Annotated in this window: 21 protein-coding genes; 7 read left to right on the top strand and 14 right to left on the bottom strand. The window is 69.9% G+C overall.

Features of this window, described 5'->3' with window-relative positions:
- Positions 1–51 precede the first annotated feature (51 nt).
- Positions 52–441, top strand: a complete 390-nt coding sequence (locus tag ACGFNP_RS40845) for a type II toxin-antitoxin system RelE/ParE family toxin (RefSeq protein ID WP_393328059.1) — start codon at positions 52–54, stop codon at positions 439–441.
- Positions 438–767 (top strand): helix-turn-helix transcriptional regulator, encoded by a 330-nt coding sequence (locus ACGFNP_RS40840; protein ID WP_358323329.1) that lies wholly within the window; start codon positions 438–440, stop codon positions 765–767. The genes ACGFNP_RS40845 and ACGFNP_RS40840 overlap by 4 nt, the downstream gene beginning before the upstream one ends.
- A gap of 300 nt (positions 768–1,067) precedes the next feature.
- On the opposite strand, the gene ilvC is transcribed toward ACGFNP_RS40840, so the two are convergent.
- The 6 genes from ilvC to ACGFNP_RS40810 form a co-directional block, all read right to left on the bottom strand.
- Positions 1,068–2,051, bottom strand: coding sequence for a ketol-acid reductoisomerase (gene ilvC / locus ACGFNP_RS40835; protein WP_358323597.1), 984 nt, complete (start codon positions 2,049–2,051; stop codon positions 1,068–1,070).
- A 22-nt stretch (positions 2,052–2,073) separates the two neighbouring features.
- On the bottom strand, positions 2,074–2,598 hold the full coding sequence (gene ilvN / locus ACGFNP_RS40830; RefSeq protein WP_358323331.1) for an acetolactate synthase small subunit: 525 nt from the start codon (positions 2,596–2,598) through the stop codon (positions 2,074–2,076).
- Positions 2,591–4,330 carry an acetolactate synthase large subunit gene (locus tag ACGFNP_RS40825; RefSeq protein ID WP_358323334.1) on the bottom strand — a complete coding sequence of 580 codons (1,740 nt, stop codon included), beginning with the start codon at positions 4,328–4,330 and terminating at the stop codon, positions 2,591–2,593. Before ACGFNP_RS40825 ends, ilvN begins: the two co-directional genes overlap by 8 nt.
- Before the next feature lie 200 nt (positions 4,331–4,530).
- Complete coding sequence (locus ACGFNP_RS40820) at positions 4,531–7,164, bottom strand: putative bifunctional diguanylate cyclase/phosphodiesterase (RefSeq protein ID WP_393328054.1); 2,634 nt, start codon at positions 7,162–7,164, stop codon at positions 4,531–4,533.
- 238 nt (positions 7,165–7,402) lie between these two features.
- On the bottom strand, positions 7,403–8,200 hold the full coding sequence (locus tag ACGFNP_RS40815) for a 2-hydroxyacid dehydrogenase (RefSeq protein ID WP_393328051.1): 798 nt from the start codon (positions 8,198–8,200) through the stop codon (positions 7,403–7,405).
- 154 nt (positions 8,201–8,354) lie between these two features.
- On the bottom strand, positions 8,355–9,428 hold the full coding sequence (locus tag ACGFNP_RS40810) for an RNA-guided endonuclease InsQ/TnpB family protein (protein WP_393328048.1): 1,074 nt from the start codon (positions 9,426–9,428) through the stop codon (positions 8,355–8,357).
- A 149-nt stretch (positions 9,429–9,577) separates the two neighbouring features.
- Here ACGFNP_RS40810 and ACGFNP_RS40805 point away from each other — a divergent pair, with 149 nt between their 5' ends.
- Positions 9,578–10,621 (top strand): PQQ-dependent sugar dehydrogenase, encoded by a 1,044-nt coding sequence (locus ACGFNP_RS40805; protein ID WP_393328046.1) that lies wholly within the window; start codon positions 9,578–9,580, stop codon positions 10,619–10,621.
- On the opposite strand, the gene ACGFNP_RS40800 is transcribed toward ACGFNP_RS40805, so the two are convergent.
- The 3 genes from ACGFNP_RS40800 to ACGFNP_RS40790 all read right to left on the bottom strand — a co-directional run bounded on the left by ACGFNP_RS40800 (position 10,618) and on the right by ACGFNP_RS40790 (position 14,975).
- Positions 10,618–12,396 (bottom strand): VanW family protein, encoded by a 1,779-nt coding sequence (locus ACGFNP_RS40800; protein ID WP_393328043.1) that lies wholly within the window; start codon positions 12,394–12,396, stop codon positions 10,618–10,620. The genes ACGFNP_RS40805 and ACGFNP_RS40800 overlap by 4 nt on opposite strands.
- A gap of 336 nt (positions 12,397–12,732) precedes the next feature.
- A complete protein-coding gene (locus ACGFNP_RS40795; protein ID WP_358323350.1) occupies positions 12,733–13,395 on the bottom strand; it encodes a response regulator in 663 nt (220 codons plus the stop codon).
- Positions 13,392–14,975, bottom strand: a complete 1,584-nt coding sequence (locus tag ACGFNP_RS40790) for a sensor histidine kinase (RefSeq protein ID WP_358323353.1) — start codon at positions 14,973–14,975, stop codon at positions 13,392–13,394. Before ACGFNP_RS40790 ends, ACGFNP_RS40795 begins: the two co-directional genes overlap by 4 nt.
- Positions 14,976–15,111: 136 nt before the next feature.
- Here ACGFNP_RS40790 and ACGFNP_RS40785 point away from each other — a divergent pair, with 136 nt between their 5' ends.
- The 4 genes from ACGFNP_RS40785 to ACGFNP_RS40770 are packed head-to-tail and all read left to right on the top strand — an operon-like array spanning position 15,112 to position 18,643.
- Positions 15,112–16,092 carry a tripartite tricarboxylate transporter substrate binding protein gene (locus ACGFNP_RS40785; protein ID WP_358323356.1) on the top strand — a complete coding sequence of 327 codons (981 nt, stop codon included), beginning with the start codon at positions 15,112–15,114 and terminating at the stop codon, positions 16,090–16,092.
- The gene (locus ACGFNP_RS40780) at positions 16,092–16,625 is read left to right on the top strand and encodes a tripartite tricarboxylate transporter TctB family protein (protein WP_393328039.1); all 534 of its coding nucleotides are present in this window, start codon (positions 16,092–16,094) and stop codon (positions 16,623–16,625) included. Before ACGFNP_RS40785 ends, ACGFNP_RS40780 begins: the two co-directional genes overlap by 1 nt.
- Positions 16,626–18,149 (top strand): tripartite tricarboxylate transporter permease, encoded by a 1,524-nt coding sequence (locus ACGFNP_RS40775; RefSeq protein ID WP_358323362.1) that lies wholly within the window; start codon positions 16,626–16,628, stop codon positions 18,147–18,149.
- Positions 18,150–18,190: 41 nt separating this feature from the next.
- Positions 18,191–18,643: a VOC family protein gene (locus ACGFNP_RS40770; RefSeq protein ID WP_393328036.1), complete on the top strand. Its 453-nt coding sequence runs from the start codon at positions 18,191–18,193 to the stop codon at positions 18,641–18,643.
- 89 nt (positions 18,644–18,732) lie between these two features.
- Here ACGFNP_RS40770 and gatB read toward each other — a convergent pair whose 3' ends face one another.
- The 5 genes from gatB to ligA all read right to left on the bottom strand — a co-directional run bounded on the left by gatB (position 18,733) and on the right by ligA (position 26,551).
- A complete protein-coding gene (gene gatB / locus ACGFNP_RS40765; protein WP_358323367.1) occupies positions 18,733–20,238 on the bottom strand; it encodes an Asp-tRNA(Asn)/Glu-tRNA(Gln) amidotransferase subunit GatB in 1,506 nt (501 codons plus the stop codon).
- 15 nt (positions 20,239–20,253) lie between these two features.
- Positions 20,254–21,744 carry an Asp-tRNA(Asn)/Glu-tRNA(Gln) amidotransferase subunit GatA gene (gatA, locus tag ACGFNP_RS40760; RefSeq protein ID WP_358323370.1) on the bottom strand — a complete coding sequence of 497 codons (1,491 nt, stop codon included), beginning with the start codon at positions 21,742–21,744 and terminating at the stop codon, positions 20,254–20,256.
- Positions 21,741–22,040, bottom strand: coding sequence for an Asp-tRNA(Asn)/Glu-tRNA(Gln) amidotransferase subunit GatC (gatC, locus tag ACGFNP_RS40755; protein WP_358323373.1), 300 nt, complete (start codon positions 22,038–22,040; stop codon positions 21,741–21,743). The genes gatA and gatC overlap by 4 nt, the downstream gene beginning before the upstream one ends.
- 105 nt (positions 22,041–22,145) lie before the next feature.
- Positions 22,146–24,218 carry an EAL domain-containing protein gene (locus ACGFNP_RS40750; protein ID WP_358323376.1) on the bottom strand — a complete coding sequence of 691 codons (2,073 nt, stop codon included), beginning with the start codon at positions 24,216–24,218 and terminating at the stop codon, positions 22,146–22,148.
- A 149-nt stretch (positions 24,219–24,367) separates the two neighbouring features.
- Positions 24,368–26,551: an NAD-dependent DNA ligase LigA gene (gene ligA / locus ACGFNP_RS40745; protein ID WP_358323378.1), complete on the bottom strand. Its 2,184-nt coding sequence runs from the start codon at positions 26,549–26,551 to the stop codon at positions 24,368–24,370.
- Positions 26,552–26,591 lie beyond the last annotated feature (40 nt).

Raw genomic sequence — 26,591 nt, 5'->3', positions numbered from 1 at the left:
CATGCTGGCAACCGAAAGCCGCAGACATAAGGTAGGAGTTATACTGCCTGCATGGCATGGGAGATCGTGCTGCTTGAACCCGTGGAGTCTTGGTTCCTCAAGCTATGCGAGAGCGACCCAGACTCTGCGAACCTGATCGAGAGGGCGATCGATCGACTCGCGGAGGTCGGTCCTACCTTGGGGCGTCCCCTTGTAGACACCTTGGCCGACGACGATATGAGCAACCTCAAGGAACTACGTCCGGGTTCACGAGGCCGCACCGAGATTAGAATCGTGTTCGTCTTCGACCCGGCCAGAGAAGCGATCTTCCTCGCAGCCGGCGACAAGGCTGGCAGATGGTCACGCTGGTATGAGGAAATGATCCCGCTGGCCAAAGCTAGATACGCCGACTACCTCGCCGAGAAGGCAGCGGTCGAGAGAGACAGAGAGGGTAAGCGATGAGCCCCGCACGCCGTTGGCAGGACATCAAAGCTGAAGCTCACCGGCTGCACCCCGAGATGGCCGAGCCACAGCGCCAGGCCGCCGCAGACGCGCGCCTGGACGCGTACGTCGCTGGATACCACCTCAAGGAGCTGCGTAAGTCTCTGGGCAAGAAGCAGTCCGAGGTGGCAGCCGCCCTGGGCATCTCACAAGCGCGCGTTTCCCAGATCGAGAACGGCGACCTGGAGTCCATGGAGCTGGAGACCATCCGTGCTTATGCGGCCGCACTCGGTGGACATGTCGATGTGACGATCAGCGTCGGACCTCACTCGGTACGTGTCGCCTGACTAGGGGTTATCCCAATCGCGAGGGGCAGCCCTTCGCGACACAGCAGCACATGTGAGGGGCCTCTTGCGGCCTGATCAGAGTGAAGCCCCAACAGCCAATGCCTGGGCGACAGCGCGAGGGCGCAGCCCTCGCCCTCGGGCAGAACGCCCGAGCGTAGCGAGGACCACGCCCTTGTGGGGGTGTGGGGGGCGCTGAGCCCCCCACAGAACACAGCCCGAGCCCTTTGGGCGAAGCCCCCAACGAGGACCTCGCCTGTAGCGTCTGAAGAAAAACAGCCCGAGCGTAGCGAGGGCCTTTGGTTAGGCCTTGAGCCAGCTCATCATCGGGCGGAGCTTGGCGCCGGTCTTCTCGATCGGGTTCTCGGCCAGCTCCTCGCGGTAACGCGTGAACTCCTTCTGGCCGCCGTCGAACTCCTCCACGAGCTGCCGAGCGAACGTCCCGTCCTGGATCTCGCCCAGGATGCGGCGCATCTCCGCGCGCGTCTCCTCCGTGATGATGCGCGGGCCGCGCGTGTAGCCGCCGAACTCGGCGGTGTCCGACACCGACCAGTACATCTTCGAGATGCCGCCCTCGTACATGAGGTCGACGATGAGCTTCATCTCGTGCAGGCACTCGAAGTAGGCGACCTCGGGCTGGTAGCCGGCCTCGATGAGGGTCTCGAAGCCCGCCTTGATGAGCTCCGACACGCCGCCGCACAGCACGGCCTGCTCACCGAAGAGGTCGGTCTCGGTCTCCTCGGTGAAGGTGGTGCGCAGCGCGCCGGCGCGGGTGCCGCCGATGCCCTTGGCGTATGAGAGGGCGAGGTCGAGGGCCTTGCCCGAGGCGTCCTTCTCGACCGCCACGAGGACCGGCACGCCGCGCCCGGCCTCGAACTGCCGCCGCACCAGGTGGCCCGGGCCCTTGGGGGCGACCATGCAGACGTCGACGCCCTCGGGGGCCTCGATGAGGCCGTAGCGGATGTTCAGGCCGTGGCCGAAGAACAGGGCGTCGCCTTCGACGAGGTTCGGGGCGACGTGGTCGGCGTACAGGTGGCGCTGGATGTGGTCCGGCGCCAGGATCATCGTGAGGTTCGCCTCCTCGACCGCTTCCGAGGGCGTGAGGACGCGCAGGCCGTCGTTCTCGGCCTTCTCGCGGCTCTTGGAGCCCTCGGGGAGGCCGACGCGCACGTCGACGCCCGAGTCACGCAGGGAGAGCGCGTGGGCGTGGCCTTGGCTGCCGTACCCCAGCACGGCCACGTGACGCCCCTGGATGATCGAGAGGTCGGCCTGGTCGTCGTAGTAAATCTCGGTCACTTGCATAAACCTTTCAGGCGGTACGGTCCAGTGCCCTGAGGGACCGGTCGGTGATGGAACGGGCGCCGCGGCCGATGGCCACCATGCCCGATTGGACGAGCTCCTTGATCCCGAACGGTTCGAGCACCTTGACGAAGGCCTCGAGCTTGTCGGGGGTGCCGGTGACCTCGATGGTCACGGCGTCGGCCGCCACGTCGATGCAGCGGGCGCGGAAGAGATTGACGAGCTCCAGCACGTGCGAGCGGCTGTCGGCGTCTGCCTTGACCTTGATCAGCATGAGTTCGCGCTGCACGGACTGGGACGGGTCGAGCTCCACGATCTTGAGCACGTTCACCAGCTTGTTGAGCTGCTTGGTGACCTGCTCCAGCGGCAGCTCCTCGACGCTGACGACGATGGTCATGCGCGAGATGTCGTCGTGCTCGGTCGGGCCCACGGCCAGCGAGTCGATGTTGAAGCCGCGCCTGCTGAACAGCGCCGACACACGCGCCAGTACGCCCGGCTTGTTCTCCACAAGCACAGAAAGCGTATGCCTACTCATCTTCGCTCTCCCACTTCGGCGCCATGTCCCGGGCGATCTTGATGCTGTCGTTGCTCGTGCCCGCCGCGACCATCGGCCAGACCATCGCGTCCTGGTGGACCACGAAGTCGACCACGACGGGCACGTCGTTGATTTCCATGGCCTTCTTGATGGTCGCGTCGACGTCTTCCGGTCGCTCGCACCGCAGCCCGACACAACCATAGGCCTCCGCCAGTTTGACGAAGTCGGGGATCCGGCGTGACGTCTGGAGGTCGGTGTTGGAGTAGCGCTGGTCGTAGAAGAGCGTCTGCCATTGGCGGACCATGCCGAGGTTACCGTTGTTGATGATCGCGACCTTGATCGGCACGCCCTCAAGGGCGCAGGTGGCGAGCTCCTGGTTGGTCATCTGGAAGCAGCCGTCGCCGTCGATGGCCCACACGACGCTGTCCGGCCGGCCCATCTTGGCGCCCATCGCGGCCGGCACGGCGAAGCCCATCGTGCCGAGGCCGCCGGAGTTGATGAACGTGCCCGGGTTCTCGTAGTCGATGAACTGCGAGGCCCACATCTGGTGCTGCCCCACGCCCGCCACGTAGTAGGTGTCGGGCCCGGCGATGGCGCTGAGCCGCTCCATGACGTACTGGGGGGCCAGCGACCCGTCCTCGAACTCCTCGTAGCCGAGCGGGTAGGTCTCCTTCATGCCGTTGAGCAGCTTCCACCAGTCGGCGTAGTCGCCCTCCAGCCCGGCGGTCTCGAAGGCGGCGAGCAGGTCGGTGATGACCTCCTTGCAGTCGCCCACGATCGGCACGTCGGCGTGGCGGTTCTTGGAGATCTCCGCCGGGTCGATGTCGGCGTGGACGACCTTCGCGTGCGGCGCGAACGTCGAGAGCTGGCCGGTCACCCGGTCGTCGAAGCGCACGCCCAGGCCGATGAGCAGGTCGGACTTCTGCAGGGCGCCGACGGCCGTGACGCTGCCGTGCATGCCCGGCATGCCCATGTGCTGGGGATGGCTGTCGGGGAACGTGCCGCGTGCCATCAGCGTGGTGACGACCGGGATGTTGGTGAGCTCGGCCAGCCGGAGCAGCTCGGGCGAGGCGCCCGCCTTGTGCACGCCGCCGCCCACGTAGAGCACCGGGCGCCTGGCCTCGGCGATCAGCTTCGCGGCCTCGCGGATCTGCTTGGAGTGCGGCCGGGTCACCGGCCGGTAGCCGGGCAGCTGCATGGTCGGCGGCCAGGTGAACGTGGTGTCGGCCTGCAACGCGTCCTTGGAGATGTCGACCAGCACCGGACCGGGACGGCCCGTGGAGGCGATGTGGAAGGCCTCCACGATCGTCCGGGGGATGTCCAGCGGATTGGTGATCAGGAAGTTGTGCTTGGTGATCGGCATGGTGATGCCGGAGATGTCGGCTTCCTGGAAGGCGTCCGTGCCGATCGCCGCGCTAGCCACCTGGCCGGTGATCGCCACGATCGGCACCGAGTCCATGTAGGCGTCGGCGATGGGCGTGACCAGGTTGGTCGCGCCGGGTCCGCTGGTCGCCATGCACACCCCGACCTTGCCGGTGGCCTGCGCGTACCCCTCGGCCGCGTGACCCGCGCCCTGCTCGTGCCGTACGAGCACGTGCCGGACTTTGGTCGAGTCGTAGAGGGGATCGTAGGCGGGCAGGATGGCGCCGCCGGGGATCCCGAACACAGTGTCGACTCCCACGTGCTCCAACGCCCTGACCAGGGCTTGTGCACCTGTCATCCGTTCGGTCATCGGCTCGTTCCTTGCGTGGCTACACCTTAAGGACATAAAAAATGCCCCATCCACCGGAGGTGGGACTGGGGCGGCGCGCAGGCGGTAGTGCTTCGCTATCGGCCCGCGCGCCGGCGAAGTACTACGAGAATCTCACTGCGAAGCATGGCCACACCTTAGCCCCACCGGAGGGCCTGGTGTCAACTTCGTGGACACATGTCTCAAACCGTGAGACTGGTCCGCATCAGCGAGTCCACTCCGCGAGCCGCCATCGGCCGCGCCACCAGGAAGCCCTGGCCCCTGGTGCAGCCCATTTCCCGCAGGAGTTCGAGCTGCTCCGGGCGCTCGATGCCCTCGGCCACCACGATGAGGCCCAGGTCGTGGCCGAGCCGGACGATCGTGCGGGTGAGCAGGGTCAGCGTCTCGTCCCGGCCCAGCCCGGACACGAACGACGGATCGATCTTGATCATGTCGACCGGGAGCTGCCGGAGGAACGCCAGCGAGGCGTAGCCGGTGCCGAAGTCGTCGATGGCCAGCCGTACGCCCAGGGCGCGCAGCTCCGACAGCCGCTTGACCGTCTCCTCGGCGTCCTCGACGAGCATCTCCTCGATCACTTCGAGGGTGAGGGCGGAGGCGGGCAGCCCGCTCTCGGCGAGCGCCCCCTCGACCGTCTCGACGAAGCGCGGCGCGGTGATCTGGCGGGCCGACAGGTTGAGCGACAGCCCGATGTCCCAGGAGGAGGCCCGCCAGGCGGCCACCTCGCGGCACGCCTCGTGCAGGATCCACTCGCCCAGCGGCACGATCAGGCCGGTGTCCTCGGCCGGACCGAGGAACTGGTCGGGCGGCACGAACTCCGAGCCGCGCCACCACCGCACGAGCGCCTCCACCGCGGTCACCCGGGAGGTGGCCAGGTCGACGACCGGCTGGTATTCGATGGCGAACTGGTGCTCGATCAGCGCCCGCTGCAGGTCGGCCGCCAGCTCCAGCCTGCGTACCACGTCGGCGTGCATCTGCGCGGCGAACACCTCCACCCGGCGCCCGCCCAGCTCCTTGGCCCTGGCCATGGCCACGTCGGCGTTGCGGATGAGGTCGCCGGAGGGCATATCGTCCTCGGCGAAGGCCACGCCCACGCTCGCGGTGAGCGCCACGTCGCGGTCGGCCACCCGGAACGGCTCCTGTGAGACCGCTCTGACCAGCCGTTCGGCCAGGTCGACCGCTATTTGCGCCTCGCCGCCCGTCTCCAGGAGCACCGCGAACTCGTCGCCGCCCCACCGGGCGAGCGTGTCGTCGGGGCGTACGGCCCCGCGCAGCCGGCGCGCGGCCTGCCCGAGCAGGTAGTCGCCGCTGGCGTGGCCGACGGAGTCGTTTACCGAGGTGAACCCGTCGAGGTCGAGGAAGATGACCGCGACGTTGCCAGACATCCTGCCGGACAGCACCTCGCGCGTGCGCTCCTCGAAGTAGGAGCGGTTGGGCAGCCCGGTGACGCCGTCGTGGAAGGTCAGGTGGGCGACCTGGTTGCGCAAGGCCTCCTCGTCGCTCACGTCCCTGATGGTCACCAGTAGCTGGTCCTCGCCGCCCACGTGGCGGGTGGCGACGGACTCGGTGGGCCGCCAGGTGCCGTCGGCCGCGCGTACGCGGCAGGCGATCAGGCAGGCGCCGGAGGTGGCGCCCTCGTCGTCGAGGCCCATCGCGCGCAGCGCGGCCTGGATGCCGGGTACGTCTTCCGGGTGGATGTAGTCGAAGATCGTCCCGCCGACGAGCTCCTCGGGGCGGTAGCCGTACGTCACCTCGACCCCGGCGCCGATCTCGTACACCACGCCCTCGTAGTCGCAGATCAGCACCACATCGCCGGTGCTCTCGGCAAGCTCCCTGAGCTGCCGGTCGCCGAGCGAGACCTGCCTGCGCAGCCGCATGTTGGCCGCGGCGAGCACGAACAACCGGATGACCAGGAGCAGGACCACCGAGGCGATGAGCACGACGACGCCGGTGACCGGGGTCTGCGCCTGCCCGCCCGCCAGGTGCACGAGCAGCGTGCAGGTCGCGACGGCGACCAGCGCCATCGGCACCATCGCGATCAGGTTGCCGATGGCGCTGCGGTCCGGGCGGGCGTCCGGGTCGGCCGGGCGGTGCCCCCAGGGCACGGCGGCCAGGAGCAGGAACGCCACGGGCGCGATCATGATGCTCCACGTCGGCGGAACACCGCCGGCGAGGCGCGCGATCGCGGCGGCCACCCCGGCGACCGTGGTGGTGGCGAGCACGCCGATGCCCGCGAGGCCGAGCGGCCAGGCCGCGCTCCGGCTCGTGATGACGGAGGGGATCACGGCGCAGGTCACCAGCAGGGTGATCATCGGCGGCAGCATGGCGAAGGTGAACATCGCCGGGTCGGCGGCGTCGGCGTAGACCTGCCGCAGCAGCACCACCCAGGCGATCACGAAGAGCGAGGCGGCGCACAGGTAGGCGCCGGTGACGTGCCGCAGCATCACCGTGGCGGGCAGCCTGCGCCGGGCCGCGATGAGCACTCCGCCCGCCGTGAGCACCCCGCCGAGCAGCACGAGCAGGTCCGCGAAACTCACCGCGACGCTGGAACTGTCGACGATCGGGCGGACACCGACCCCGGTGGCCCAGACGATGGCACCGCTGCCCATCCAGCGGGTGCCCATCGCGGTCGAGCGGTGCTCGCCCAGCTTGATCGAGGCGACCAGGAGCGAGGCGGCGGCGAGCAGCGCCGCGAGCAGTCCGGCGATCGCGCCGGTGAGCAGAGCCGGGCCGCCCGCAAGGAGCGCAGCCGCGAACCCCGCCGCACCGAACGCCGCCGCGGCGGCCAGTGGTGCCCGTGGATCACGCCAGCGGATCACAGTCGTTAGCCCATCCCGTCTCGAACACTGTCTCAGTGATCGCCGAAGTCCGGTCGATCACATCGTCAGTGTGTGCGTTTGCGGGTGTGCAGGTGGTGACAACGGCGATGTCGTCACCGATCTGATAACCACACAGACCAATTGCCCCGAAGATTCACTTGACAGCTAGTCAGGAAGTCTCGGTTAGAGGCAACCGTACGCACCGAAGGTCACGGGCCAGCCACGTTCCGGAATCCTCTCAATATGCGTCGGTGATGATGTTGTTCAGCTGCTCACCGGACAGATAGCGGAGGAGCTGCGAGCGCATCAGCCGCAGCATGCGCCGCCCTGAGGCGGGGGTGCTGCCCGCGACGTGCGGGGTGATCAGCAGGCCGGGCGCGCTCCACAGCGGGTGGCCCGCCGGCAGCGGTTCGGGCGCGGTCACGTCGAGCGCGGCGCGCAGTCTGCCGGTCTTCAGCTCCGCGACGAGGGCGTCGGTGTCGACGACACCGCCGCGCGCCGCGTTGACCAGTACCGCGCCGTCCTTCATCCGGGCCAGGAACCCGGCGTCGGCCATCCCGGCCGTCTCCGGCGTGGCGGGCACGAGCAGCACCACGACGTCGGCGTCCGGCAGCAGCGCGGGCAGCTCGTCGAAGGGGTGCACGCCGTCACGCGCGCTCCTGGCCACCCGGACGATCTCGACCTCGAAGCCGTCGAGCCGCCGCTCCAGCGCCGCGCCGATGGAGCCGTAGCCGACGATCAGCACCTTGGAGTCGGCCAGCACGTCCGTGTGGTGGTAGGTCCACTCCCCCTGGCGCTGCGCGTCGACGAAGCCCGGGAACTCCCGCAGCACCGCGATCATCGCGCCGACCGCCCACTCGGCGGTGCCGGCGTCGTGCACGCCGCGCGCGTTGCACAGCACCGCGCCTTCGGGCATGTGCGGCCGGTACGGTTCCACCCCCGCGGTGACGGTCTGTACGAGGCGCAGCGAGGTCATCGCGGCCAGCAGGTCCGGCACATCCGCGACCGTGACCAGCGGCGGGATCCACACCTCCACCTCGCCTATGCCATCAGGAATTGGCCCCGTACCGTCATAAACATCGCATTCCGCCCCGGGCAGATCGGTCAAAACCTCGGCAACGGCATCAGAAGGGACCCAGATCTTCATGCCGAGAACCTTACGGCTAGGGAGGAAGTATGGAACACATCAACTACTGCCGGTTGAAGCCGGGTGGTTTGCTCTCGCGGTCCCTTCTGGGTGAAGGGAGGCCGGTAGCGTGTGGCTGGTTGATGGCGGCCCAGCCCGCTGCGCCGCGTGTGGCGATGTTGCGGGCTGCGATGTGGTCGGCGTGCCCAGCGAGGCCGCACCGGGTGCAGATGAACCGGCCCCGTGCCGGCCGGTTCGCCCTGCTGACGTGCCCGCAGTCCGGGCAGGTCTGCGAGGTGTATGCGGGGTCGACCAGCACGAAGGCGATCCCGGCTCGGTCGGCCTTGTAGCGGGTGAAGGCGATCTGCTGGGCGAAGGCCCAGGTGTGCAGGGTGCGTCGCTGGAGCCGGTGAACCCTGACCCGGCCGCGGATACCCTGCAGATCCTCCAGGACGACGCCACGGCCGGTGCGTTCGGCTTCACGCACCACAAACGTACTGATCTGATGGTTGAGGTCGGTCATCATCCGATGCTCACGCCCGGCCAGCCGGCGCAGCACCCGCCGCGCCGCAGCAGTCTCCTTGGCCTGCAGCCGTCGGCGTTGCCGGTGCCGCCGCTCCCGCAGGGTGCGGACGTGGCCGTTGCCGTCGATCGGCCCGGACAGGGCGGGGCCGGGCAGCACCGCGCCGTCGCAGGTGACCGCCAGGTTCGCCACCCCTTGATCCACCCCAACGAAGCCGTGGTCCGGCTCGCGCACCGCCGGCTTCGGCAAGGTGAGGGCGACCTGCAGCAGCCGGGCGTCGTAGGGGACGGCGCCGTGCGGGCGGAAGATGTGGGCGCGTTTCTTGCTGGCGCGCCGGTTGGCATACGCGCCAGCGACCCGGGCGATCGCCCGCACCGCCGCCTGCGCGCCCAGCCCCGCCACCTGCGCCCGCACCTCGCAATAGGCCAGCCGGTGCAACTCCAGCACGGTAAAGACGCGGTGCTGCCAGGCCAGGCGAGACACGACGGTGGCCGCCTGATTACACAGGAGCACCGCCGCTGCCAGCGCGTCGACTTGGGTTGGGGCGGGCGTGAGCCGCAGTTGCACGGTCGCTGGCAGGCCGTGGCGTTTGGTCGCGGAACGGCGGATCGCCATCCTGCACCTCCTGTCACAACGGCCTCACCCACCGCACATGTTACCGAACGCGACCGAGCCTTTCCATACTGTTTTCGAAAGGAGGGGTGGCGCTTCCTCCCGGCCCTGAAGGACCGGGTCTCCGCGCCACCATTCGAATGAGAAAGCTTATGACCCTGATGCTGCTCGCTGTGCTGTCCGCCTGTTCCAGCGCCGGTGGCGCGGCGGGGCCGAGCGTGACCGTCACTGCCGCGCCACCGCCCGGTGAGCCGAAGACCGTGGCAAGGGATCTGGCCGTGCCGTGGGGGATCGCCTTCCTGCCCGGCGGCGACGCATTGGTGACCGAGCGGGACACGGCCAGGCTGCTCCGCGTGACTCCGGCGGGCAAGGTCACCGAGCTGGGCCGCATCCACGGCGTCAGCCCCCACGGCGAGGGCGGGCTGATGGGCGTGGCGGTCAAGGAGGACCAGCTCTTCGTGTACTTCACCGCGGCCGACGACAACCGGATCGTCCGCTACCGGTTCACCGGCGACACGGTGTCCGACCCGAAGGTGATCTTGAAGGGCATCCCGAAAGGCGCCATTCACAACGGCGGCCGGCTGGCGTTCGGCCCCGACGGCTTCCTGTACGCCACCACGGGCGAGACGGGCGACCGGCAGCTCGCCCAGCGGCGCGACTCCCTCGGCGGCAAGATCCTGCGTATGACGGTGGACGGCGCCCCCGCGCCCGGCAACCCGTTCGGCACGCTCGTCTACAGCCTCGGCCACCGCAACGTGCAGGGCCTGGCCTGGGATCCGGCGGGCCGGCTGTACGCCTCGGAGTTCGGCCAGAACCGACACGACGAGGTCAACCTCATCAAGCCGGGCGCCAACTACGGCTGGCCGGAGGTGGAGGGCAAGGGCGACAACCCGGAGTTCGTCAACCCGATCATCACCTGGCCCCCGTCAGAAGCCTCACCCTCCGGCGCGGCCTACGCCGACGGCTCGCTCTGGGTGGCCGCGCTGCGCGGCGAGCGCCTGTGGCAGATCCCGCTCGGCCAGGACGGCGCGCCCGGCACGCCGGTCGCGCACTTCACTGGCACGTACGGCCGGCTCCGCGGCCTGGCCACGGCCCCCGACGGCACGCTGTGGATGTCCACCAGCAACAAGGACGGCCGGGGCGACCCCAGAGACGGCGACGACCGGATCCTGTCCGTCAGCCCGCGCAGCTCCTAGTTGCTGGTCGCGCAGGTCGTCTGGGCCTGCGGCCGGTACTTCGTGGTCAGCTTCTTGTCCCGCTTGACTTCCTTGCCGTCCTTGAGGAACACGCGGGTGACGTCGATCGTGAAGCCCTGCTCGCCGATCGCGGCCATGCAGCCGGGGGCGGAGCTGGTCTCGCGGCGGAACGGGGTGAAGTTCCGCTTCTCCGACTCGACCGCCTCGATCTTGTCGTAGCGCTTGGTGCTCCACAGCTGCACGGTGACCGAGGTGTCGGTCGACGCCGTCTTGATCAGCACGCCGTAGTCGGAGTCGTTGCGCCACTTGAGGTCCATGTCCGGGTAGAGCAGGGCGGCGTCGCGGCCGGCCGGGTAGCGGGCGGCGTGGTAGTCCATCGGCACGTGGGAGACATCGTCGAACCCGCCGAAGAAGACCGCGTTGTACATCGTGGTGGCGAACTGCGAGACGCCGCCGCCGATCATGGGCACCATCCGGCCGCCGACGATCTGCCCCGCCTGGACGTAGCCACCCTCGACGGTGCGCTCGCCCACGACGTCGTTGATCGAGAACGTCTCCCCCGGCTTCACCAGGTAGCCGTCGAGCTGGGCCGCCATCCGCCGGATGTTCGTCACGCGGGGCAGGCAGCAGTCGAAGGTGGTGGTGAACTCGGCGATGTTCTCCTTGATGCCGAGCCCGCTCACCTCTTCGGTGCCCACCCTCGGGGCGACCACGGCGAGCGACACGGGGATGACACGCGCGCCACCGCCGCTGACCGCCTTGGCCACGTCGCGGGCCAGCTGCTTGGCGTCGATCCCCCTGCCGCGGTGGGCGGGGACCAGCACCGGCTTGCCGTTGACGATCTGGTAGGTGGCGTCACGCGGCGCCTGCGCCGCGTCGACCAGCTTGCTCTCCACCGAGGTGAGCGCCGCTTCGGCGTCGAACTGGGGGGCCAGCCCGCCGCTGTCGTCGGAGACGAAGGTCAGGTTGGCGGCTATCGCGGCCGGGGGCAGCTGGGCCTGCTTGGCGCCGAGCTTCAGCGTGAGAGGAGCGGACACGGCCCGTTTGGCGGCGGTCTCGGCCTGCTTGACGGCGGTGGGTGTGGTGTCGGGCTTGGCGGGCCTGAGCGTGAGGAAGACCGATTCGCGGCCGGTGAGGAAGGCGTCGGTGATCACGCGGACGGCCTCGGGCTTGTCGAGCACCACGCCGTCGCGCGGATCCGAGGTGACGGGCTGCCCGTTCTTGAAGGCCACCCGGCCGTCGCGCGGCTTCTTGTCGTAGGTCTCCGCCAGCCCCTCGATGGTCCTGGCCAGCTGGGAGGAGTCGATCGTCATCTTCGGCTGGAGCTCGGTGGCGCCGGTCAGCCCCCGCCATACCTCGACCGGGCTGGGGAAGCCGCTGGGCGCCTGCCCGATCGTGCTGACCACGTCGAGTTCGAGGCCGGCCTCATCGGCCTGGATGGTCTCCTTGTGGCCGCCGATGTCGGCGACGACGGGCTTGTTCAGCTTGGTGGAGAGCTCGGTACGGAGCTTGTCGGCCGCCTGCGTCACGGTGAGTCCGCCGATGTCCACACCGGCCACCCGCGTGCCACGCAGTACGGACCCCGACATGAGCACGGCCGGCACCAGGTACGCCAGCGCGAGCAGGATCACGACGAGCAGGACCAGCGCGGGCAGGAGGCGACGGCGGCGGGGCGGCTCCGGATCGAGGAAGGCGGGCAGCCGGTCGGAGGCGCCCGGCAGGCCGAACACGGGAGCGGGCGGCACGGGCGGATCCTGCCAGCGCCCCTCGTTCACCGGCCATGGCTGTGGCGGAGGCGCCACCGGAGGCAGAGCGCCGCCGGCCTTCTGGCCGTTCTGGCCATTCGGGGGGCTGGGAGTCGCCGGTCGGGGCTCCGGCTGGCCCGGCGGCCCGAAGATGTCACGGGACACCCCTGGGGGCAGCCCCTCGACCCGAGGCTTCTTGCTGCCGCCTGACATGGGCAGAGGCACTGAAGCGAAAGGGTCGGTCGGCGATTCGATCGGTCCGGCGTTACGCACGCCTCAATCTCCTCCCGCTCCGCAGCCACATCCTCAGGCAACAGTAAGGCACGCGCATTGGGATATGTCACGAGAAATGACTACGGAAGTGTGTCAACCTAGCCACCGGTAGCGATGTTCGGGGCGTCCGGCCGTACCGTACCGGGGCCTGAGTTCGGCGTGCCCGGCGACGCACAGGTATTCGAGGTAGCGGCGGGCGCTGACGCGGGACAGGCCCGCGAGCGAGGCGGCCTCGGCCGCCGACAGGTCGCCGCCCGACTCCCGGAGTGTGTCGGCGACCAGCGCGCACGTCGCCGACGACAGGCCCTTGGGCAGCGGCGCCGCGATGGGCTGCGTGCCGAAGAGCCGGTCGACGTCGTCCTGACGAGCCTCCGCGCCGATGGCGGTGAGCCGCTTGCGGGTGTCGGCGTACTGCTGGAGCCGCTCGGTCAGCGCGGCGGCGGTGAACGGCTTGATCAGGTAGTTGACCGCGCCGCCGCGCATCGCCTCCCTGACCGTGGACACGTCGCGGGCGGCACTGATCATGAGGACGTCCACGTTGTGCAGCGCCTTGAGCACCTCAAGTCCCGACATGTCGGGTAGGTAGATGTCGAGCAGCACGAGGTCCGGCCGGAGCTCGGCGGCCATGGCGAGCGCGGAGGCCCCGGTGTGCGCGGCGGCCACCACCTGGAAGCCGGGCATCCGCGCCACGTAGCCGCTGTGAATGCGCGCCACCATGAAGTCGTCGTCCACGACCAGCACCCGGATCTCGCTCATCGCACCGGTTCCCGGACTGGTGCGGGCAGCAGGGCGGTGAAGACGGCGCCGTCCGCGTTGCCCACCTTCACCCAGCCGCCCCTGCGCAGGCACGCCTGCCGAGTCAACGCCAGGCCGAGCCCGCGCGGCCCCGAATGGGCGGCCTTGGTGGTGAACCCCTCCCTGAACACCTCTTCGACCAGGTCAGGAGCGATACCGGGACCTGAGTCGCCGACCCGTACGTGCAGGCCCTCGGCGTCGGTCAGCACCGACACCTCGATCGTGCCCGTGGCCCCGTCGAGCGCGTCCATCGCGTTGGCCACCAGGTTGCCGACCACCAGGACCGCGTCCTGCGGGTCGCCGAGCGTACCCTCCGCCACCGCGGAGTCCTCGGACAGGACGAGCTGGACGCCGCGCTCGGCCGCCTCCGCCGACTTGGCGAGCAGCAACGCGGCCAGCGTCGGGTCCTGGACGCGATCGCGCAGGCCGGTGGCGTACGTGCCGCGGGTGGTGCGGGTGATGAAGCCGATCGCGGCGTCGTGCTCGCCCAGTTCGAGCAGGCCGACGACGGTGTGCATGCGGTTGGCGAACTCGTGCGCCTGGGCCCTGAGCGCCTCGGTGGCGCTGCTGGTGTCGTCGAGCTCGCGGGCCAGGCGTACGAGCTCGGTGCGGTCTCTGAGGGTGACCACCCAGCCGCGGTGCTGGCCGCGTACGGAGACCGGCGTGCGGTTGAGGACCAGCACCCGCTCACCGTGCAGCACGATCCGGTCCTCCCCCGGGTCGGCGCCGCCGAGCACGTCGCGCATCCGCTCGGAGACCGGCATCTGGGTGAGGTCCTCGCCCACCTCGCCGAGCAGCTCGCGGGCGGAGTCGTTGACGAGCGTCACGCGGCCCGCGAGGTCGAGCGCGAGCACGCCCTCCTTGACCCCGTGCAGCACGCCCTCGCGCTGCTCCAGCAGCCCGGCGATCTCGCGCGGCTCCAGGCCGAACGTCTGCCGGCGCACCCGCGCGGTGATCAGCGCCGCCGCCGCGAGGCCGGACAGCAGCACGGCCAGCGCGGTCCACACCAGCGGCGGCAGCGCGCCCGCGAGCTGACCGGTGACCGTGGTCTGGAGCACGCCGACGGAGACCAGGCCGATGACGTTGCCGTACTCGTCGAAGATCGGCGCCTTGCCCCTGACCGTGGTGCCTATCGTGCCGGTCTCGGTGCCGACCCAGCTCTTGCCGGTGTTCAGCACCGAGGCGCCGTCGGTGGACAGCCGCTTGCCGATCAGCGCGGCGTTGGGGTGGGCGTACCGCGTCTGCTCGCGGTTGGCGATGACCACGTAGTCGGCGCCGGTCGTCTGCTGGACGCTCAGCGCGAGCGGCTGCAGCACGGTCTGCGGATCCTTGACGTCGAACGCGGCCCTGACCTGAGGCAGCCCCGCCACGGACTGGGCGATCGCCAGCGCCCGCTGCTCGTACAGCGAGTCCAGTTGGGCGCGCGTGTGATTGGCCCACACGCCTCCTGTGCCTCCGACGGCCAGCAGCACGATGACCATCTGGAGCACGAACAGCTGGGTTCCGAGGGAGGCGTCACGTACCCGTCTCACCTGGCCCATGGAAACATGCCGAGGTCACAGGGGGGTTGCGACCAATACGACCTATACGACGGCTATCGTAAAAAGGTCGACTCCATCGGCAACGGACTTCACCATCCAGTATCTCGTAACGTGAAATCCCCCCTTTGGAGTGATCATGCGTCTCCGCATACTCGCCGCCGTCGCGGCGCTCTCCGTCGCCGCGGTGTCCGGCTGCGGCGCCGGCTCCGGTTCCGGCTCTGAAGGCGGGGGGACCGGCGCTCTGCGCATCATGGCTCCCGCCTCACCGGGCGGCGGCTGGGACCAGACATCCCGTACGGCCGAGCAAGCGATCAAGGCCGTCGACCCGAAGCGCCGGGTCGAGGTGTACAACGTGCCCGGCGCGGGCGGCACGATCGGCCTGGCCCAGTTGGCCGGCGAGAAGGGCAACGGCAACCTGCTGATGACCATGGGCCTGGTCATGGTCGGCGCGATCGAGCAGAACAAGTCCAAGGTCACCCTGGCCCAGACCACGCCGATCGCCAAGCTGACCGAGGAGTACGAGATCATCGTGGTCCCGGCCGCCTCCCCGTTCAAGTCGGTGGCCGACCTGGTCGCCGCCTGGAAGGCCGACCCGAAGAAGGTGTCCATCTCGGGCGGCTCGGCCGGTGGCACCGACCACATCGCGGCCGGGCTGATGGCCAAGGCCGCCGGCGTGGACCCGAAGCAGGTCAACTACATCGCCCACTCGGGCGGCGGCGAGGCGCTGAACGAGCTGCTCGGCAACAAGGTGAGCGTCGGCATCTCGGGCGTCGGCGAGTTCGCCGAGCACGTGAAGTCCGGCAAGCTGCGCGCGCTGGCCGTGACCTCGGCCCAGCGGCTGCCCGACCTCGACGCGCCCACGCTCAAGGAGGCGGGGCTGGACGTGGAGCTGACCAACTGGCGCGGCTTCGTAGCACCCCCCGGGATCGACGACGCGGCCAAGAAGTCGCTGACCGACCTGGTGACCAAGATGCACGACTCGCAGCCGTGGAAGGACGCGGTGGCCAAGAACGGCTGGATCGACTCCTTCCAGACCGGGCAGCAGTTCGCCGACTACCTCAACTCCGAGCAGGCCAAGGTCAAGACCATCATCGCCGAGCTGGGCGTCGTCTCCTGATGTCCGAGACCACAACCGGTCGTACCGGCCCGGGTGACGGCGAGAAGCGACGCTGGAGATGGCGGCCCGAGCTGGGGCTGGCTCTCATCGTGCTCGTGCTCGGGGTGTTCGTCGTCATCGGGACGCTCGACGTGTCCGCCGCCGCCTCGCAGCTCGGCATCGGGCCGCGGTTCTTCCCGATGCTGGTGGGCGGCTCCATGATCGTCGTCGGCCTGTTCTATGTGGCCGACGTGCTCAGGGGCGGCCGCGGCGACCCCGAGGAGAGCGAGGACGTCGACGTGGACGCCCCCGCCGACTGGCGCAGCGTCGGGCTGGTGAGCGGGATCTTCCTGGCGTTCACCGCGGTGCTGAACGTGCTCGGCTGGATCATCGCCGCGAGCCTGCTGTTCTTCGGCCTGTCGCTGGTGCTCGGCGCGGAGCACCGGCTGCGCGCGGCGGGCGTCGGAGTGATCCTGGGGATCGCCACCTACCTGCTGTTCGTCAAGGGCCTGGGCGTGTCGCTGCCCGGCGGGCTGCTGCGGGGGGTGATCTAGGTGAACTCGTTCCAGCTCCTGCTCGACGGTTTCGCCGGGGCGCTGACGCCGATCAACCTCATGTACGCGCTCATCGGCGTCACCCTCGGCACCCTCGTCGGCGTGCTGCCCGGCATCGGGCCCGCCATGACGGTGGCGCTGCTCCTGCCCATCACCTTCACCGTGCCGCCGACCAGCGCGTTCATCATGTTCGCCGGGATCTACTACGGCGGCATGTACGGCGGCTCGACCACCTCCATCCTGCTCAACACCCCCGGCGAGTCGTCCTCGATGATCACCGCGCTGGAGGGCAACAAGATGGCCAGGCGCGGCCGGGCGGCGCAGGCCCTGGCCACTGCGGCCATCGGCTCGTTCGTGGCGGGCACGATCGCGACCGCGCTGCTGGTCGTGGCGGCGCCCGCGGTGGTGAGCTTCGCCATCGCGTTCGGGCCCGAGGACTACTTCGCGCTGGCGATCCTGGCCTTCACCGCGGTGTCGTCGGTGCTGTCCCGCTCGGTCGTGCGCGGACTGGCCTCGCTCGGGTTCGGCCTGGTGATCGGACTGATCGGCATCGACCAGCAGACCGGGCAGGCACGGCTCACGCTCGGCATGGACCAGCTGCTCGACGGCGTGGACGTGGTGGTCGTGGCCGTCGGGCTGTTCGCGCTGGGCGAGGCCCTGTACGTGGCCTCGCGGCTGCGGCACTCGCTGCCCGAGGTGGTGCCGGTGGGCCGGGCCTGGATGGGCCGTACCGACTGGCGCCGGTCGTGGCTGCCCTGGCTGCGCGGCACCGCGCTCGGCTTCCCGTTCGGCGCGCTGCCCGGCGGCGGCGCCGAGATCCCGACCTTCCTGTCGTACGCGGCCGAGAAGCGGCTGGCCCGCGGCGTCGCCAAGGAGGAGTTCGGCAAGGGCGCCATCGAAGGCGTCGCCGGGCCCGAGGCGGCCAACAACGCCTCGGCCGCCGGGACCCTGGTGCCGCTGCTGACGCTGGGCCTGCCCACGTCCGCGACGGCCGCGATCCTGCTCGCCGCCTTCCAGCAGTACGGCCTGCAGCCCGGGCCGCAGCTGTTCGACCACAACCCGGCCCTGGTGTGGGGCATGATCGCGTCGCTGTTCATCGGCAACACGATGCTCCTCGTGCTGAACCTGCCCCTGGCGCCGCTCTGGGCGCGCGTGCTGCGCATCCCCCGGCCGTACCTGTACGCGGGCATCGTGCTGTTCGCCGCGCTCGGCGTGTACGCCCTGAACGGCTCGGTGGTGGACCTGGTCGCGCTCTTCCTGCTGGGCCTGCTCGGGTACGCGATGCGGCGCTTCGGACTGCCGGTCGCCCCGGCGGTGATCGGCCTGATCCTGGGGCCGATGGCGGAGATCCAGCTACGCCGGGCCCTGGCCATCGGGGCGGGCGACGTGACCGTGCTGGTGAGCAGCCCCATCGCGGTGATCCTGCTGCTGCTCTCTTTGCTGGCGCTGCTCGCGCCGCTGTTCAGGAAGCTGATGGAACGGCGCCACGTCGAACCGGCCCTGCCCACATCGCGGGAGGACTAGGGCCCCGTTTCCTGTCGTAGCGACCGGGCATCATGGCGGCCATGGCCGTGAAAGTACAGGTGACCTTCGACTGCGCCGACCCCGAGAAGCTGGCCAGGTTCTGGGCCGAGGCGCTCCGCTACCGGCTGGAGGAGCCTCCCCAGGGCTTCGCCACCTGGCAGGACTACTGGCGCGCGCGGGGGCTGCCCGAGGAGGAGCTGACCGGCGACGGCGGCTACGACTCGGTCGTCGATCCGGCCGGGGTGGGGCCGCGCCTGTGGTTCCAGAAGGTGCCCGAGGGCAAGGTGGTCAAAAACCGCCTCCACCTCGACCTGTCGATCACGTCAGGCCATGACCGCCCGGTGGAGGTCCGCAAGGCCCAGCTCGACGCCGAGGCCGAACGACTGGTCGGGCTGGGGGCGACGCTGTCGAAGGTGCTCCTGGTGGAGGGCCTGCCCGACTACTACGCGATCACCCTGCTCGACCCGGAGGGCAATGAGTTCTGCATCAGCTGAGCGTTTACCGGCTTTGCGACGGAGGCCCCGCCGGCTCGCTTCGTCAGCGAGTGGCGGGGCCTTCGGCGACGCATTACCCCTCGACGGGCTTACTCGGAGACGCCCAGCTTCTCCAGGATCAGCTCGCGGGCCCGGGCGGCGTCGGCCTTGCCGCGGCTGGCCTTCATCACGCCGCCCACCAGCGCACCGGCCGCGGCGATCTTCCCGGAGCGGACCTTGTCGGCCGCGTCGGCGTTGCCGGCGATGACCTGGTCGACGATCGCCGACAGCTCGCCCTCGTCGTTGACGATCTTCAGCCCGCGCCGCTCGACGACCTCGTCCGGCGAACCCTCCCCGGCCAGCACGCCTTCGAGCACCTCGCGGGCCAGCTTGTCGTTGAGCGCACCGGAGGCCACCAGCTCGGTGACCCGGGCGATCTGCGCGGGCGTGATGGGCAGGGCGGCCAGGGCCACCCCGGACTCGTTGGCCCGCCGCGCCAGCTCGCCCATCCACCACTTGCGCGCGTCGGCGGCCGGCGCGCCCGCCGCGACCGTCGCCTCGACCAGGTCGAACGCGTCGGCGTTGTGCATGGCCTGCATGTCGAGGTCGGACACCCCCCACTCGGCCTGCAGCCGCTTGCGCCTGACCGACGGCAGCTCGGGCAGCGCTTCCTTGAGCGTGGCCACCCAGGCCGGGTCGGGCGCGATCGGCACCAGGTCGGGCTCGGGGAAGTAGCGGTAGTCCTGCGCCTCCTCCTTGGACCTGCCGGGCGTGGTGACGCCGGTGTCCTCGTGGAAGTGCCTGGTCTCCTGGATGATCCGGCCGCCGTCGGCGAGGATCGCCGCCTGCCGCTCGATCTCGCTGCGCACGGCGCGCTCGACGCTGCGCAGCGAGTTGACGTTCTTGGTCTCGGTACGGGTGCCCCACTCGGAGGCGCCACGCGGCATGAGCGAGACGTTGACGTCGCAGCGCAGCGAGCCCTCTTCCATGCGCACGTCGGAGACGCCCAGCGAGCGCATGGTCTCGCGCAGCTCGGTCACGTACGCCTTGGCCACGTCGGGCGCCAGGCTCTCGGTGCCCTCGATCGGCTTGGTGACGATCTCCACCAGCGGGATGCCGGCCCGGTTGTAGTCGACGATCGAGTAGTCGGCGCCCTGGATGCGGCCGGTCGCGCCGCCCACGTGGGTGGACTTGCCGGTGTCCTCCTCCAGGTGCACCCGCTCGATCTCGACCCGCACGGTCCGGCCGTCGACCTCGACATCGAGGTAGCCGTCGAAGCAGAGCGGCTCGTCGTACTGGGAGATCTGGTAGTTCTTCGGCATGTCCGGATAGAAGTAGTTCTTCCGGGCAAAGCGGCACCACTCGGCGATCGAGCAGTTCAGCGCCAGGCCGATGCGGATCGTCGACTCGATCGCGACGGCGTTGGCCGTCGGCAGCGAGCCGGGAAAGGCCAGGCAGGTCGGGCAGACCTGCGTGTTGGGCGGGGCGCCGAAGGTCGTCTTGCACCCACAGAACATCTTCGACGCGGTGCCGAGTTCGACGTGCGTCTCCAGCCCGAGCACCGGCTCGAACCGGGCGAGCGCCTCGTCGTACGGCATGTGCGTATCGACAGTCATGGTGGAGTCCTTAGTTCAGAGAGCCGGAGCCTTGGACAGCAGGCTGCCGCCCCAGCGGCTTTCGAGGGCCTGCTCGACGGCGGCGCCGACGCGGTAGCAGCGGTCGTCGCCCAGCACCGGGGCCATGATCTGCAGGCCGACCGGGAGCCCGTCCTCGTCGGCCAGGCCGCACGGGACCGAGATGGCCGCGTTGCCCGACAGGTTGGACGGGATCGTGCACAGGTCGGCGAGGTACATGGCGATCGGGTCGTCCGCGCGCTCGCCGATCGGGAACGCCGTCGTCGGCGTCGTCGGCGAGACCAGCACGTCCACCTGGTGGAAGGCGGCCTCGAACTCGCGCGAGATGACCGTGCGCACCTTCTGCGCCTGACCGTAGTAGGCGTCGTAGTAGCCGCTCGACAGCGCGTAGGTGCCGAGCATGATGCGCCGCTTGACCTCGGGGCCGAACCCGGCGGCCCTGGTCATCGCCATGACCTCCTCGGCGCTGCGGGTGCCGTCGTCGCCGACGCGCAGGCCGTAGCGCATGGCGTCGAAGCGCGCCAGGTTGGAGGAGCACTCCGACGGCGCGATCAGGTAGTAGGCGGGCAGCGCGGTCAGGAACGACGGGCAGGAGACCTCGACGACCTTGGCGCCGAGCGATTCGAGCAGCTCGACGGCCTCGTGGAAGCGGGCCAGCACGCCGGCCTGGTAGCCCTCGCCACCGAACTCCTTGACCACGCCGACGCGCAGGCCGGAGATGTCGGCGTTGCGAGCGGCCTCGACCACGGAAGGCACGGGCGCGTCGACCGAGGTGGAGTCCATCGGGTCGTGCCCGGAGAACGCCTCGTGCAGCAGCGCCGCGTCGAGCACGTTGCGGGCGAACGGGCCGGGCGTGTCGAGCGAGCTGGCGAACGCGATCAGGCCGTAACGCGACGAACCGCCATAGGTCGGCTTCATGCCCACGATGCCGGTCACCGCGGCGGGCTGCCGGATCGAGCCACCGGTGTCGGTGCCGGTGGACAGCGGCGCCTCGTACGCGGCGACGGCGGCGCTGGAGCCACCGGACGACCCGCCGGGGATCCTGGTCAGGTCCCACGGGTTGTGCGTCGGGCCGTAGGCGGAGTTCTCGGTGGAGGAGCCCATCGCGAACTCGTCGAGGTTCGTCTTGCCGAGGATGACCAGCCCGGCCGCGCGCAGGCGGCTCGTGACGGTCGCGTCGTACGGCGGGCGCCAGCCTTCGAGGATCTTGGACGCGGCCGTCGTCGGCATGTCGGCGGTCGCGAAGATGTCCTTGTGCGCGATCGGCACCCCGGCCAGCGGGCCGAGCCGCTCACCGGCGCCCAGCCGGGCGTCGACGGCCCTCGCCTGCTCGACGGTGGTCTCGCGGTCGATGTGCAGGAACGCGTTGATCTTGGGCTCGACCTCGGCCATGCGGTCGAGATGCGCCTCGGCCACCTCGACGGCGGTCACCTCGCCACCGGCGATCAGCGCGCCCAGCTCGGCGGCGGTCTTGTGGATCAGGCTCATGCCTCCTCCCCCAGGATGCGCGGGACCCGGAAGCGGTTGTCCTCGACGGCCGGCGCGCCGGACAGCGCTTGCTCGGGCGTCAGGGACTGTCGCACCTCGTCGGCGCGGAAGACATTGGTCAGCGGAAGCGCGTGCGACGAAGGCGGAACGTCCTCGGCGGCGACCTCGGCCACCTTCGCGACCGACTCGATGATGGCATCGAGTTGGGTGGCGTAGTGGGCGAGTTCGTCATCGGTGAGGGCCAGCCTGGACAACCGGGCCAGGTGTGCGACCTCGTCGCGGGTTATGGCGGACATGAGTCGTTTAACCCGTTTCGTGGATGGAGTTGGGACACTGTCATCCTAGGGGCCTTGACGGAGCGAGACCGAACCGTTAATCCTCGCCACAGTGGAAGCGTCGGCTCAAGCGGTCTGAGTGACCTCGGAGCGGTAGCCGTACTCGATCCCGGGCGAGCTCTCGAAATGTTCGCGCAGCCAGACCGTGGCCTCGGCGGGCGGCATGGGCTCGTTGAACAGCCAGCCCTGGCCCATCTCGCAGCCCATCTCGGTGAGCCGGATCGCCACGTCGTCCGACTCCACGCCCTCGGCGACCGAGTGCAGGCCGAGGGAGCGGACCAGGTCGACGATGGAGCGCACGATCCGGTAGTCGTCGTCGGACTCGGCGATGCGCTTGACGAACGACGCGTCGATCTTCACCTCGGACACCGCCAGCCGCTGCAGCCTGATCAGCGAGGAGTAGCCGGTGCCGAAGTCGTCGAGGGACAGCGGCACGCCGAGCACGGCCAGCGCCTTGATCGTCTCGTGCGTGTAGGCCTGGTCGCCCATCAGGATGCGCTCGGTGACCTCCAGCTGGATCGCCGAGGGCGGCAGCCGGAGCTTGGCCAGCCCCGCCTCCAGCTGGTCGGGCAGCGCCGAGTCGAGCAGGTCGCGGGCGGAGATGTTGACCGAGACCTGCACCCGCAGGCCGCTGTGCCACCAGCGGGCGGCCTGCTCCAGGGCGGCCTCGATGACGTATTCGGTGAGCTGGCGCATGAGGTAGGACTGCTCGGCCAGCGGGATGAACTCCGACGGCGGGATCTGGCCGTGCACCGGGTGGCGCCAGCGCAGCAGGGCCTCCATGCCGTGCACGGCGCCGGTGCCCAGGCCGACCTTGGGCTGGTAGTGCAGCCTGAGGTCGCGGTTGTCGACGGCGCGCCGCAGGTCGCCGAGGAGGTTGAGGCGTTCGGGCGAGTTGCGGTCCTTGTCCGGCTGGTAGAGCTCCACACCGGTACGCCCCTCCTTGGCAAGGTACATGGCCACGTCGGCGCGCTGGAGCAGCAGCTCGAAGTCGGGGGCGTGGTCGGGATAGAGCGCGATGCCGACGGATCCGTCGAGGTCGAACGACATGCCTTCCAGCCGTACCGGCTCTCTGAGCGCCGCCCGCAGCCTGGCCGCCACCTCGCGGGCCGCGTGGGCGTCCCTGATCGAGGGCAGCAGGACGGCGAACTCGTCACCGCCCAGCCGGGCCACGACGTCGCCGGGCCGTACGGAATGGGTGAGCCGGTGGGCGACCATCTGCAGCAGCCGGTCACCGACCGGGTGGCCCATCGTGTCGTTGACCTCCTTGAACCGGTCGAGGTCGATCAGGAACAGGCCGACCCGCTCGTCCTGGCGGGCCTCGGCGAGCGCCTCCTCGGTGCTCACGATCAGCATCTTGCGGTTGGGCAGGGCGGTCAGCTCGTCGTGCATCGCCTGGTGGTCGCGGCGCATGGACAGCGTGGCGGTGAAGTAGACCGCCGCCAGGGGCGCCACGAACAGCGGCACGAGGGAGGGCGCGTGGGTCATCACCACGACGACCAGGGGTGCCAGGCCGAGCAGCGCGGCGTAGACGAGGCTCTGCGGGCCGAGGCTGGCCCTCAGCACGCGGGTGATCGACCGGCGCTCGTGCAGCGCCACCGCGCCGCTCACCAGCGCGGCCCTGACGGCGAAGTAGGCGATGCCGGCCAGCGTGATCGCCAGCATGTCGGAGCCCGTGGGAACCCACGGCGCGGCCGGGCGCGGCACGATGCCGAACAGGCCGAGCACCACGCCGGCGGCGGTCAGCGCGAGGGTCGACTGGGCGATGTTGAACATCACCCGGTGCCACGCCTTGCGGGTGACGATGCCGTTCATCGTCACGGCCACCGCCTGCATCAGCACCGCCACGGGCAGGCCGAAGTGCAGGAGCACGGCGAAGGTGAACATGGTGGAGGGGTACGTGCCGCCGACGGCGGTCGCCGAGGACACCATGACGGGCCTGAGCTCGCCCAGCACGGCGAGGATGGTCAGCACCCAGAACAAGGGTGTGCGGGCGAGCTCCGCCAGACCGGCCGGGTCGAGCCGGAGCATGGCCACGGCCAGCGCGGTGAAGCCGATCACGGTGATGCCGGCGAGGAACGCCCACAGAGGCGTCCCGACGCGTGGCCCTGTGTCGCGGGTGTCGGTTGGGTCAGCCATCAGTAACAGAACCCCCATTAGGTCACTATGGGAGGGTACGACCTTTACCCCACTTCGCGAAACCAACCGCGTACGTTCCGTCACTTATCCTTCGGACATATACCCCAAAACCACTCTTCGTATGCTACCCGCGACAATCTGTAGATGGCCTATGGCTCCGGAGTGACAGCCGCCTGCGCCGCCGCGTCCGGTCCCTCGGTCAGGAGCACCTCGAAGCCCGCCCCGTCGAGGATCGGCACGCCCAGGCTGACGGCCTTGTCGTACTTGGACCCGGCGTTGTCCCCCGCCACCAGGAACGAGGTCTTCTTCGACACCGAGCTCGCGACCTTGCCGCCCCGATCGCTGAGCGCCTCGGCGGCGGAGTCGCGGGTGAAGCCCGGCAGCGTGCCCGTCACCACGAAGGTCAGCCCCTCCAGCGTCTGCGGCCCCTTCTCGGGAGCGGGCTCGTCCTCCATGCGGACGCCCGCGGCCCGCCAGCGGGTGATGATCTCGCGATGCCAGTCGACCTCGAACCAGGCGCGGATGGTGGCCGCCACCCGCGACCCGATGCCCTTGATCGCGGCGAGCTCCTCCTCCGAGGCGGCCATGACGGCGTCGATCGAGCGCAGGGCGACCGCCAGGTCGCGGGCCGTGGGCGGCCCGACGTGGCGGATGGACAGCGCGACCAGCACGTTGGCCAGCGGCGCCTGCTTCGCCCGCTCGAGCTCCTCGATGAGCTTGTGAGCGTTCTGGCTGGCCTCGCCGTTGATGTTGGAGAAGAACGAGACGACCTTCTCCTCGCCCGTCTTCGGATCGATCTTGGGCAGGCCGCTGTCCTTGTCGCGGACCACTGACCTGATCGGGATCAACCTGTCCAGCGTCAGGTCGAACAGATCGGCCTCGGTACGCACGACCGGCTCCTGCGGCGGCAGCGGCTGGGTGAGCGCGGTCGCCGCGACGTAGCCGAGCCCGTCGATGTCGAACGCGGTGCGCCGGGCCGCGAAGAACAGCCGCTCGCGGATCTGCGCGGGACAGCCGCGGGCGTTGGGGCAGCGCAGGTCGGCGTCGCCCTCCTGCTCGTAGGCCAGCTCCGTGCCGCACTCGGGGCAGTGGGTGGGCATGACGAACGGGCGCTCGGACCCGTCACGCAGGTCGGTGACCGGGCTGAGAATCTCGGGGATGACGTCGCCCGCCTTGCGCAGCACGACGGTGTCGCCGATGAGCACGCCCTTGGCGGCCACCACCGCGGCGTTGTGCAGCGTGGCGCGCTCGACCGTGGAACCGGCCACGCTGATCGGCTCCATCACGGCGAACGGCGTGACGCGGCCGGTGCGGCCGACGCCCACCTGGATGTCGAGCAGCTTGGTGTTGACCTCTTCCGGCGGGTATTTGAAGGCGATCGCCCAGCGCGGCGCCCGCGAGGTGGAGCCGAGCTCACGCTGGGTGCGGAAGTCGTCGACCTTGACCACCACGCCGTCGATCTCGTAGGGCGGGTCGTGGCGGTGCACGCGGTAGTGCTCGATGAAGGCGTCGATCTCGGCGAGGTCGCCGACCACCCGGTAGAGGTCGCTGACCGGCAGGCCGAACTCCCGCAGCCGCTCGTAGACCTCGGACTGCGCCTTGGGCTCGGCCGCGCCCTCCCACACGCCGACACCGTGCACGATCATGCGCAGCGGGCGCTGGGCGGAGATCCGCGGGTCCTTCTGGCGCAGCGAGCCGGCCGACGCGTTGCGCGGGTTGGCGAAGGGCGCGATCCCCTGCTCGACGAGCTGCTCGTTGAGCCGGCCGAACTCCTCGACCGGCATGTAGACCTCGCCCCGGACCTCGATCAGGCTGGGGATGTCGGTGCCCTTCAGCCGGTGGGGCACGCCCTCGATGGTGCGGACATTGGGCGTCACGTCGTCGCCCGTCCGGCCGTCGCCCCTGGTCGCGCCGCGCTCCAGCCGGCCGTCGCGGTAGACGAGCGCGATCGCCAGCCCATCGATCTTGAGCTCGCAGAGGTAGGGCCCGGGATCGCCCTCGGCCAGCCGCTCGGCCCGCGCCTGCCACGCGGCCATCCCGGCCGGGTCGAAGGCGTTGTCGAGGCTCTCCATCGGCGCCAGGTGATCGACCTTGGCGAAGTCACCGGCGACCGGCGCGCCCACCTTCTGCGTCGGCGAATCGGGCGTCACCAGGCCCGGATGCGCCGCCTCCAGCGCGAGCAGTTCGTTGAACCACTCATCGAACTGACCGTCGCTGACCGTGGGCCGGTCGAGCACGTAGTAGCGATAGCGGGCTTCCTCCACCAGCTCGCTCACCTCGGCGTGCCGCTCACGCGCGGCCACAGGCACGCCCTCGACGCTTGGCTCGCTCACCAGGGTCTCCTTCCGTCCAACACCCTGAGCAAACGCTATC

The organism is Nonomuraea sp. NPDC049269, from assembly GCF_043197155.1.
Classification (GTDB): Bacteria; Actinomycetota; Actinomycetes; order Streptosporangiales; family Streptosporangiaceae; genus Nonomuraea.
This window is presented reverse-complemented; position numbering and strand designations above follow the sequence as displayed.